The following is a 10,656-nucleotide window of genomic DNA, read 5'->3' as shown; positions in this document are numbered from 1 at the left end:
AAGTGGAGACGGTTTTGCGGTTTGTACACGCGACAAAACAAGGGGTTAGAGCCGAGGATTTGATTCAATCAAATCCTGAACGGCTCTAAAGGGGCTCTTCGCCCTGCAGGATGTCCACCCGCATGCCGGTCTGTGTGTAATTGGCCGATACCAGATCGACGATTTTCGGCGCGACCTCGTCGGGCGAGGGCAGCGTCTTGGGGTCTTCGCCCGGCATTGCCTTGGCGCGCATGGCGGTGCGGACCTGTCCGGGATAAAAGATATTGGCCTTCACCTCGGTGATCGCCATTTCCCCGGCATAGGCTTTGACCATGGCGTCCAGCGCCGCTTTCGACGCCGCATAAAGCCCCCAATAGGGCTTGGCCGACAGCGCCGCGCCCGAGGAGATGAACACCGCCCGCCCGGCATCGGACTGGCGCAGCAACAGATCCAGCGAGCGGATCAGCCGGAAATTGGCTTCCACATTGACCGCAAAGACGTTGGCGAAGTCCTTGGGTGCGATATGGGGCAGGGGGCTCAAAACGCCCAGTGCGCCCGCATTGCCGATCAGCCCGTCGAGTTGGCCCCAGCGTTCGAAAATAGCGGCGCCGAGCCGGTCGATGGCTTCCCCATCGGTCAGATCCATGGGTACCAGCGTTGTCGAGGAGCCCAGCGCCTGGATGTCGTCGTCGAGATCTTCGAGCCCGCCCACCGTTCGCGCCACGGCGATCACATGCGCGCCGCGCGAGGCGGCGTTTTTGGCGGCGGCATAGCCCAGCCCGCGCGAGGCACCGGTCACCAGCACCACGCGGCCGGCAAGGTCTTTGATATCGGTCATGCTATACGGCTTCTCTCAGCATCGAAATCTGCTTGGGGTCGTTCTTGGAGCGCCCCTCCAGATCGGTGAGCGGCGTGGGATAATCGCCGGTGAAATAATGGTCGGTAAATTGCGGCGCCTTTGGATTGCGCTTTTCTCCACCCACGGCGAGATAAAGCCCGTCGATCGACAGGAATTCCAGCGAGTCCGCGCCGATATAGCGGCACATGTCGTCCAGCGTCGCATACTGGTTGGCCAGCAGCTTGTCGGGGTCGGGCGTGTCGATGCCGTAATAATCGGAATGATAGATCATCGGACTGGCGACCCGGATGTGGACTTCTTTGGCGCCCGCTTCGCGGATCATCTGAACGATTTTCAGCGATGTGGTGCCCCGCACGATGGAATCATCGACCAGCACGACCCGCTTGCCTTCGATTACCGCCCGGTTGGCCGAGTGCTTGAGCTTGACCCCCAGCGCCCGGATAGATTGCGTCGGCTCGATGAAGGTGCGGCCAACATAATGGTTGCGGATGATCCCGTATTCGAAGGGGATGCCCGATTGCTGTGCATAGCCCAGCGCCGCCGGCGTTCCGCCATCGGGAACCGGTACCACGACATCGGCTTCGACCGGGTTTTCCCTGGCCAGATTGATGCCCATGGCCTTGCGCGCCGAATAGACCGAACGCCCCGAGACCACCGAATCCGGCCGGGCAAAATAGACATATTCGAAAAGACACACCCGCTCGGGACGAGCCTTGAATGGCTTGAAGCTGTCGATGGAGACCGAGCCGTCCTTCTGCAATTCGCACACGATCACTTCGCCGTTCTCGACGTCGCGCACGAATTTTGCGCCAATGATGTCGAGGGCGCAGCTTTCCGACGCAAAGATCGGCCTGCCGTCGAGATCGCCCAGCACCAGCGGACGGATGCCGTTGGGGTCGCGCGCCCCGATCAGCTTGGTGCGCGTCATGGCCACCATCGCATAGGCGCCCTCGATGGCGCCAAGCGCATCGATGAACCGGTCGGCCGACCGTGTGCGCTGGGATCGGGCGATCAGGTGCAGCACCACTTCGGTGTCGGACGTCGACTGGCAGATGGCGCCCTGCGCGATCAGACGCTTGCGCAGCGATAGCCCATTGGTGAGATTGCCGTTATGCGCAATGGCGATGCCGCCCACTTCGAGTTCGGCAAACAGCGGCTGCACGTTGCGCAGCACCGTTTCGCCCGTCGTCGAGTAGCGCACATGGCCCATGGCGATATTGCCGGGCAGTCGGCCAAGTGTGGCGGCGTCGGTAAAGTGATCGCCGACCAGGCCCAGATGGCGCTCGGAACTGAAGCGCTTGCCGTCGAAGGAGACGATGCCGGCGGCTTCCTGTCCGCGATGCTGGAGGGCGTGAAGCCCTAGCGCTGTCAGCGCCGCCGCATCATTGTGCCCCAAAATGCCGAACACGCCGCACTCCTCGCGCAGCGTGTCTCCGTCCATCTCGAGGGCAAGCCCTGTCAGGTGATCGCCTGTCGTCGCGTGGAGCGTGCTCAAATTATCCACCATTGATGCGAGGACATAAAAGGAGCGGTTCGGAAAGCCTTGCGCGCTTCGCAAAAATCGCTCCGTCAATCGGGGGCTTACGCTCCCGACCCATGCAAGTCAACACAGCTCGATACCGCCTGCGGCGATATCACACTCCGTTGATCGCTGCCGGAGGTTCGGTGGTCGTTGCCGGCTGCGGATCGTTGGAGCCCTCGTCGGTGATGACGGGATCTTCCATCGGGTTGGTGCCCTGCAGCAGATCGTTGACCTGTTCTTCGAGATTTTCCGGAAGAAGCGAGATCAGCCCGTCACCCAGCGAGCGCAAGGTCGGCAGCGACTGCGCCTCGCCATACCACGGCAGATTGGGCGGATTTTCCCCGATCAGCCAATCGGCAAAGATCACAACGACCACCGCGATCAGGATGCCCCGCAGCGCGCCGAACACGAAGCCGAGCGTCCGGTCGAGCGGACCCAGCTTGGAATCGGTGATGAAATCCCCGATCTTCATGGTCAGAAGATGCAGGATGATCAGCGCAACAATAAAGCTCACCACCACGGTGGCGATATTGGCCCACAGCGGATCGGCCACGAATTCCTGGGCGATCTGGGGCTGGTAGAAAAACATGTAGGCGGCAAACGCGGCCGCACCGGCCCAGGTGACGAGCGAGAGCACTTCGCGGGTCAGCCCGCGCGCCGTCGCCAGCAACGCGGAAATCAGAACGAGAATTCCGACGGCAATGTCGAAAGCAGTCAGCATGGGGGATCGGTCTCCAGCAAGCCCTGTTTGACTGTCCGTTTAGCGGTTAAATGTGGCAAAGCCAAGCGATTGCATGGGATTTCCAAGGCTTACCCAACGTCGTGTACCAAAATCAGTCCGCATCGGCCATGCTCCGCTCGCCTGCTGCCGCGATCCGGCCCACAAGTTCGGCCAGCGCCGAAAATTCATTGATCGCCACCCCGTCGGTCCGCTCCGAAGCGTTGAGCTTGGCGGTATGCACCGATCCGAATCCCAGCTTTGCCGCCTCGCGCACCCGCAGATTGGCATGCACCACCGGACGGACTCCGCCCGAAAGGCTAACCTCGCCGAAATAGACGGCATCGGCGGGCAGGGGCGAATTGGTCAGCGATGAGATCAGCGCCGCTGCCACGGCAAGGTCGGCTGCCGGCTCATTGACCTTTAGCCCGCCCGCCACATTGAGATAGATGTCATTGGCCCCGATCCGCACCCCGCACCGCGTTTCGAGCACCGCCAGCACCATCGAAAGCCGCGACGAATCCCAGCCCACCACCGCCCGGCGCGGCGTGCCCAGCGGGGAGGGGGCGACCAATGCCTGGATTTCCACGAGTACCGGCCGCGTACCCTCGACGCCGGCAAACACCGCCGATCCCGCCGCCCCGGAATCGCGCTGATCGAGAAACAGTGCAGACGGGTTGGGCACTTCGCGCAATCCCGATCCGGCCATCTCGAACACGCCGATCTCGTCGGTCGCGCCATAACGGTTCTTGACCCCGCGCAGGATGCGATAGGTCAGCGATGTGTCGCCCTCGAAATAAAGAACCGCATCGACCATATGCTCGACCACACGTGGTCCGGCGATCTGCCCATCCTTGGTCACATGCCCCACCAGCACCACTGCCGAGCCCGATTTCTTGGCAAATCGGGTCAGCGCCTGCGCGCTGGTGCGCACCTGCGTGACTGTGCCTGGTGCGCTTTCCACGCGCTCGGTCCAGCAGGTCTGGATGGAATCGATGATCACCAGATCGGGCGCCTTGCCTTTTTCGATGGTGGCAAGAATGGTCTCCACATGGGTTTCACTGGCCAGCTCCACCGGCGCATCGGCAACGCCAAGCCGCGCAGCGCGCAGCCGCACCTGCGCAATCGCCTCTTCACCGGAAATATAGATGACCCGCTTGCCCTGCCGCGCCAGCGACGCGGCCGCCTGCAACAGCAGCGTCGATTTGCCGATCCCCGGATCGCCGCCCACCAGGATAGCCGATCCCATGACGAACCCGCCGCCCAGCACCCTGTCGAGCTCGCCATTCTTGCTCTCGATACGGATCGCGTCTTCGCTGTCACCCGAAAGCGGCACCAATTCAACCGGACGCCCCGAAGCGACCGCTGCCTTGGGACCCGCGCCCACGCCCGAGGTCGCGACCTCCTCGACGATGGAGTTCCACTCCCCGCACGCCTCGCACCGCCCGGCCCAGCGGGGGGTCACGTTGCCGCATGACTGGCAGACATAACTGGATTTCAGTTTGGCCAAGGATCGTCCCGAATCTGAGTCAAAACGACCCTATTGTCTGGATGCGTTTCGATCAAGAACAAATTGAGAACAAATCTCAGTCCAGCGATACGCCTTCGGGCAGGTTGACATAATTGCGCGGGAAGCGCCCGTTGAGCGTCGTCAGCACTTCATAGCCTATGGTCCGCGCCGCATCGGCCACATCGTCGATCGAGATGGTCGGCCCCAGGATCTCGACCGGATCACCCGGCTGCACCAGTCCCGGCACATCGGTGATGTCGATGGCCGTCATGTCCATCGAGACGCGCCCAAGCACCGGAACGATGGTTCCGTTGACGGCAACGCGTCCGCCCATCTGCCCGCCAATACCCGACAGCCCACGGAAATAACCATCGGCATAGCCCAACGCCATGATGGCGATGCGCGTGTCGCGGCGCAGGCGATAGGCCGCGCCATAGCCCACGGTTTCCCCGATCCGCGCATCCTTTATCTGCAATATCGGGACGTTCATCTCGATCACAGGCGCCATCGGGTTGGGCCGCCCGTTGATGGCACGCCCGCCATACATCGCTATTCCGGGCCGCACGAGATGGTAGTGATAGTCTTTCGAACTCATCACCGCCGCCGAATTGGCGATCGAGGCGGGAACGTCCGGGAAGTGATTGAGCAGGCCCTGAAACAGCCCGTTCTGCTTGCGGGTCATTTCGTGGCTCGGCTGATCGGCGCAGGCGAAATGGCTCATGATCATCTGCGGCTCGAACCCCGACTGGTCGAGTTCGCGCCGCACCAGTTCGGCCTCTTTCATGCGAAATCCGACCCGGTTGAATCCGGTATCGAAATGCAGCGCGGCCGGCACCGCCTTGCCGCGGTTGAGGCAGAAATCGAGCCATTCGGTCAGCTGGCTCATCGAGGCCAGCACCGGCATCAGCCCATGGGCCGCATAATCGGCGGCAGCGCGCGGGATTAACCCGTCGAGGACGAAAATGAACGCGTTGGGGATCGCCTCGCGCAGCGCTACACCCTCGTCGGGCGTCGCAACGAAAAAGAATCGCGCCCCGGCCTTATAGAGGGTCCGGCCCACGACTTTGGCGCCCGTGCCATAGCCATCGGCCTTGAGCACGGCGCCGGTCAGCGATTTCCCCGACACCGTATCGAGCGCCTTCCAGTTGCGCACGATGGCATCGAGATCGATGGTGATGCCGCCACCGAGAATGCTCTTTGAAGTGGTCATAACGTCCGCCGAATCCCTTCCGATCTGGGGTAGCGCGAAACCAAGGCGCCCGGCAAGTCGGGCGGTCTCCTACTCGCCGCGCGTCGGCAGATAATCCTCGCGGGCAAGGTTCGAAAACCGGGTGAGGTTGGCCTGGAAGTGCAATTGCACGGTGCCCGTGGGGCCGTGGCGCTGCTTGGCGATGATGATTTCGGCCCGCCCATGCACCTTTTCCATCTCGGCTTGCCACTCGAGATGTTCCTGGGTGCCCTCCTTGGGCTCCTTGTTGCCCAGGTAATATTCCTCGCGATAAACGAACAGCACCACGTCGGCGTCCTGCTCGATCGACCCCGATTCGCGAAGATCGGCGAGCTGGGGATGCTTGTCCTCGCGGTTTTCCACCTGACGCGACAACTGGGACAGCGCGATGATGGGAACTTCGAGCTCCTTGGCCAGGGCCTTGAGCCCCGTGGTGATTTCCGTCAGTTCTTGCACGCGGTTCTCACCGACTTTTTTCGAGCCGGACAGAAGCTGCAGATAGTCGACAATCAGAAGATCGAGCCCCTTTTGCCGCTTCAATCGCCGGGCGCGCGCCGAAAGCTGGGCAATCGAGATGCCGCCCGTATCGTCGATATAGAGCGGCACCTGCGCCATAAGGTTGGAGGTGTCCACAAGCTTTGTGTACTGGCTCTCGTGAATATTGCCGCGCCGGATATCGGACGAGGAAATTTCCGATTGCTCGGCCAGAACACGTGTGGCGAGCTGTTCGGCACTCATTTCGAGCGAAAAGAACCCCACAACCCCGCCATTGACGGTCTTCATGTGCCCGTCCGGCGTCGGTTCGGCCTTGTAGGCCTTGGCCACCGAAAACGCGATATTGGTGGCCAGCGATGTCTTGCCCATGGCCGGACGTGCCGCAAGGATGATCAGATCCGAGCGCTGCAGCCCGCCCATCAGCCGGTCGAGATCGGTCAGCCCCGTTGCGGTGCCCGAAAGCGATCCGTCGCGCGAATAGGCTTCGCCCGCCATGTTGATCGCTTCGATCAGCGCCTGGTTGAAACCCTGAAAGCCGCCATCGTAGCGGCCCTTTTCCGCCAGATCGAACAGCCGCTTTTCGGCGTCCTCGATCTGGATCTGCGCCGAGCTTTCCACATCGGCGTTATAGGCGGTGTCCATCACCTCCTCGCCGATCAGGATCAGGTTGCGCCGTATCGCCAGATCATAGATCGCCTGCCCATAGTCGGCGGCATTGAGAACCGTCGTCGCTTCCGCAGCCAGCCGCGCCAGATATTGCGCCATGGTGACGCCTTCGAGCAGATCGTCGGGCAAATAGGTCTTGGTGGTCACCGGGGTCGCGGTCTTGCCCGCCCTGATGATCTTGCCGCACACCTCGAAGATCGCCCGGTGAATCTGCTCGTAGAAATGGTCGGGCTCGAGAAAATCGGAAACGCGATAGAACGCTTCGTTGTTGACCAGAATCGCGCCCAGCAGGGCCTGCTCCGCCTCGATGTTGTGCGGGGCGGTCTTGTACTTGGCTTCGGATTCGGTCGTGACGGGCGCGAGCCGCCTCACAGCTTCCATTGCGGTCTCTTGCGATCGGGTGGGCTTCTTTCATACCGCACACAGCAGGCACGGCAACAAGCGAATGTTAAAATTTCGTCGCCACCGCTCTTGCCAGCTTAACGAGTGAGTCGGTGTGGCTAACTGCGGGGAAAAGTAGCAGGCGCCTCGACAAACAAAAAGGCCGGGCGCAGGCCCGGCCTTTCGATTCGATGGCTGGAGTGCTTCCAGGATAAGTGGGAACCATTTATCCGGTTCGGAAGCGCGACCAAACAAGAACTTGGAGCCGCGATTCGAAGAAACGCGGAAATACTCCAGGAAACGCTTATGCGTCTTGCTGGCGCTCGATTTCCTCGGCCGCTGTGGCCGCTTCGTCCTGCGTCGCCTCGTAATCTTCGTCTTCCATATCGGCGAGAGAGACGAATTCCTCTTCCTCGTCGTTATAGTCCTTGCGGGCGAGGTTTTCGCCGGCGGCCTGACGCTCGGCTTCGTCCGAGGACCGGGCGACGTTGACGGTGATCTTGACCGCAACTTCGGCGTGCAGGTTCAGAGCAACTTCGTGCAGACCGACAGCCTTGATCGGGCCTTCGAGATCGATCTGGTTGCGCTCGACCTTTTCGCCTTCGGCCAGCAGGGCATCGGCGATATCGCGGGCCGAAACCGAACCGTAAAGCTGGCCGGTTTCGCCGGCCTGGCGGACCATCACGATGGTCTTGCCGTCGAGCGATGAGGCGTTCTTTTCAGCTTCCGACCGGCGTTCGGCGTTGCGCGCTTCGATGGTCTGACGTTCGGCTTCGAACTTGGCGCGGTTGGCGTCCGATGCGCGGAGTGCCTTGCCCTGGGGCAGAAGGAAGTTGCGCGCAAAACCGTCCTTGACGGTCACTTCGTCGCCGATGGTGCCCATGCGGCCCACGCGCTCGAGAAGGATGACTTTCATTTGTTTTCTCCAATGCTGTCCCGCCATCAAAGGCGGTTAGAGGGCCGGACCGATTTCCAGCCCCCAACGAATGCAGCGACAGCTGCTTATTTCACTGCGTAGGGCAGAAGGCCCAGAAAGCGCGAGCGCTTGATGGCACGGGCCAACTCGCGCTGCTTCTTGGCCGAAACGGCCGTGATGCGCGAGGGGACGATCTTGCCGCGCTCGGAAACATAGCGCTGGAGCAGACGAACATCCTTGTAGTCGATGGTCGGTGCATTGGCGCCCGAGAACGGGCAGGTCTTGCGGCGGCGCTGGAAGGGCCGACGGGTCTGCGACTGGGTAAGATCACGAATAGCCATGACTCATCTACTCCTTAAAACCGGCGCGGGCCGCGGGGACGGTCGCCACCGGGGCGGTCGTCGCGGTCACGCTTCTGCATCATCACCGAAGGGCCTTCTTCATGCTCGTCCACGCGGATGGTCATGAAGCGCAAGACGTCTTCGTTGATGCGCATCTGGCGCTCCATCTCGGCAACGGCGACAGCCGGCGCTTCGATGTTGAGCAGCGTGTAATGGGCCTTGCGGTTCTTGTTGATGCGGTAGGAGAGCGACTTGACCCCCCAGTATTCCGACTTTGCAACCTTGCCGCCGTTTTCGGCCAGAAGGTCGGTATAGGTCTTGGTCAGGTCTTCGACCTGCTGCGCGGAGACGTCCTGCCGCGACAGAAAGATATGCTCATAAAGGGGCATAGAATGCCTTTCTCACATTCAGCTTCAAAAAGCATCGCCGGCGCGGAGCCTCCTTGTAGCCATGGAAAGGCGACAAAGGTTCTACTAAAGAGCGGGAACACGGGAGGCCGGACCAGCAAACTATCGGTCCATTGTTCCTTGCGTTTGTGACACAAAAAACAACCCTCCGTTCAGCCCCCGGCCAAACGAATGCAGGCGTCATCTATAGCGGATGGGGCCCGATTGCAAGGGTTTCCTTGGGCTCTTACGCTGCCGGCGCATGCAATCAGATTTATTGCTTGGAGAACAATGACAATGACCGACCTCCCCAAAAAACTCAGCCGCCCCGCCGCCGGCGCTCTCGATCACGCGGGCATAAAAACCCTCGAAGACCTCGCCAAACTCTCCCGGAAAGAATTCCTCGCCCTGCATGGCGTTGGCCCGGCATCGCTACCGACCGTTGAGGGCGCGATGAAGGAAGCGGGGCTCGATTTCGCACAGAAATAGCGCTCCTTTCCCCCGCTTCGCCTTGACTTGGCCCGGTTTTGCGGGCACCTCGCCCGCCAACTTGGAGCGGGGCGCTTGTCATCGACCAGCCGCAACTCCAAATTGCCGCCAGAAAAAGAACTGCGCGAGAGGACGTCATGACCAAACCGGCTTTCACCTTTCCCGGACAGGGCAGCCAGGCTGTCGGCATGGGGCACGATCTGGCCCAGGCCTATCCCCAGGCCCGCGCCGTTTTCGAGGAAGTCGATGATGCGCTTGGCGTCGCGCTCTCGAAAATCATGTTCGAAGGCCTCGAGGACACCCTCCGCCTCACCGAAAACGCCCAACCCGCATTGATGGCCGCGTCCATCGCCGTTATCCGCGTGCTTAAAGCCAACGGCGTCACCGTCGCAGACGCTGCCAGCTACGTCGCCGGCCATTCGCTCGGCGAATATTCGGCCCTTTGCGCCGCCGGAACCTTTTCGCTCGCCGACACCGCCCGCCTTGTCCAGACCCGTGGCCGCGCCATGCAGCAGGCCGTGCCGGTCGGGCAGGGCGCCATGGCCGCCATCCTCGGTCTGGAAATGGATGCGGTGCGCGAAATTGCCGCCTCTGCAGCCGAAGGTTCGGTCTGCGATGTGGCCAACGACAATTCTCCGGGCCAGGTGGTCATTTCCGGCGATGCCAGCGCCATCGAGCGCGCCATGGAGCTGGCCAAGGCCCGCGGCGCAAAGCGTGCCCTGCCGCTTCCGGTCAGCGCACCGTTCCATTGCGCGCTCATGGAGCCTGCCGCCGAAGCCATGGAAGCAGCGCTCGCCATGGTCGATATGAAAGCCCCGGCGGTGCCCCTGGTTGCCAACGTCCTGGCGTCCCCCATCACCGACCCCGCCGAAATCCGCCGCCACCTCGTTGAACAGGTCACCGGCATGGTGCGTTGGACGGAATCGGTGACCTGGCTCACAGGCGAAGGCGGCGTCACCGAACTCTACGAGCTGGGCACCGGCAAGGTCCTCACCGGCCTTGCAAAGCGTATCAGCAAGGATGTCGCCGCCCAGGCCATCGGCACTCAGGCCGATATCGAAGCCTTTCTGGCCGCCCGAAACTGAATGAACGAGGAGAGCACCACCATGTTCGATCTTTCCGGAAAACGCGCACTCGTCACCGGCGCCAGCGGCGGCATCGGCTCC

11 protein-coding genes are annotated in these 10,656 nt (G+C 61.8%); 2 read left to right on the top strand and 9 right to left on the bottom strand.

From position 1 onward, the window contains the following. Positions 1-85: 85 nt before the first annotated feature. The 9 genes from AACZ55_RS13495 to rpsF form a co-directional block, all read right to left on the bottom strand. Entirely contained in the window at positions 86-817 is a 732-nt protein-coding gene (locus AACZ55_RS13495; RefSeq protein ID WP_338607168.1) for an SDR family NAD(P)-dependent oxidoreductase, read from the bottom strand. Position 818: 1 nt separating this feature from the next. Further along, entirely contained in the window at positions 819-2,279 is a 1,461-nt protein-coding gene (gene purF, locus AACZ55_RS13490; RefSeq protein ID WP_338610706.1) for an amidophosphoribosyltransferase, read from the bottom strand. A 193-nt stretch (positions 2,280-2,472) separates the two neighbouring features. Continuing rightward, positions 2,473-3,081, bottom strand: a complete 609-nt coding sequence (locus tag AACZ55_RS13485) for a CvpA family protein (protein ID WP_338607167.1) — start codon at positions 3,079-3,081, stop codon at positions 2,473-2,475. Positions 3,082-3,193: 112 nt separating this feature from the next. Continuing rightward, positions 3,194-4,588, bottom strand: coding sequence for a DNA repair protein RadA (radA, locus tag AACZ55_RS13480; RefSeq protein ID WP_339646894.1), 1,395 nt, complete (start codon positions 4,586-4,588; stop codon positions 3,194-3,196). A 76-nt stretch (positions 4,589-4,664) separates the two neighbouring features. After that, on the bottom strand, positions 4,665-5,798 hold the full coding sequence (alr, locus tag AACZ55_RS13475; protein ID WP_339646891.1) for an alanine racemase: 1,134 nt from the start codon (positions 5,796-5,798) through the stop codon (positions 4,665-4,667). 69 nt (positions 5,799-5,867) lie between these two features. Next, complete coding sequence (locus tag AACZ55_RS13470; protein ID WP_338607164.1) at positions 5,868-7,358, bottom strand: replicative DNA helicase; 1,491 nt, start codon at positions 7,356-7,358, stop codon at positions 5,868-5,870. A 304-nt stretch (positions 7,359-7,662) separates the two neighbouring features. Continuing rightward, a complete protein-coding gene (rplI, locus tag AACZ55_RS13465) occupies positions 7,663-8,274 on the bottom strand; it encodes a 50S ribosomal protein L9 (RefSeq protein WP_338607163.1) in 612 nt (203 codons plus the stop codon). An 86-nt stretch (positions 8,275-8,360) separates the two neighbouring features. Further along, the gene (rpsR, locus tag AACZ55_RS13460) at positions 8,361-8,609 is read right to left on the bottom strand and encodes a 30S ribosomal protein S18 (RefSeq protein WP_090596196.1); all 249 of its coding nucleotides are present in this window, start codon (positions 8,607-8,609) and stop codon (positions 8,361-8,363) included. A 20-nt stretch (positions 8,610-8,629) separates the two neighbouring features. Then, complete coding sequence (gene rpsF, locus AACZ55_RS13455; protein WP_338607162.1) at positions 8,630-9,004, bottom strand: 30S ribosomal protein S6; 375 nt, start codon at positions 9,002-9,004, stop codon at positions 8,630-8,632. 294 nt (positions 9,005-9,298) lie between these two features. Between rpsF and AACZ55_RS13450 the strand changes: the two genes are divergently transcribed. After that, entirely contained in the window at positions 9,299-9,490 is a 192-nt protein-coding gene (locus tag AACZ55_RS13450) for a hypothetical protein (RefSeq protein ID WP_339646888.1), read from the top strand. 137 nt (positions 9,491-9,627) lie between these two features. After that, positions 9,628-10,575 (top strand): ACP S-malonyltransferase, encoded by a 948-nt coding sequence (gene fabD, locus AACZ55_RS13445; protein ID WP_339646886.1) that lies wholly within the window; start codon positions 9,628-9,630, stop codon positions 10,573-10,575. Positions 10,576-10,656: the final 81 nt, after the last annotated feature.

Source organism: uncultured Pelagibacterium sp. (assembly GCF_963972885.1).
Taxonomy (GTDB): Bacteria; Pseudomonadota; Alphaproteobacteria; order Rhizobiales; family Devosiaceae; genus Pelagibacterium; species Pelagibacterium nitratireducens.
Note: the sequence above shows the minus strand (reverse complement) of the source record. Positions and strands in the feature narration are given on the sequence as shown.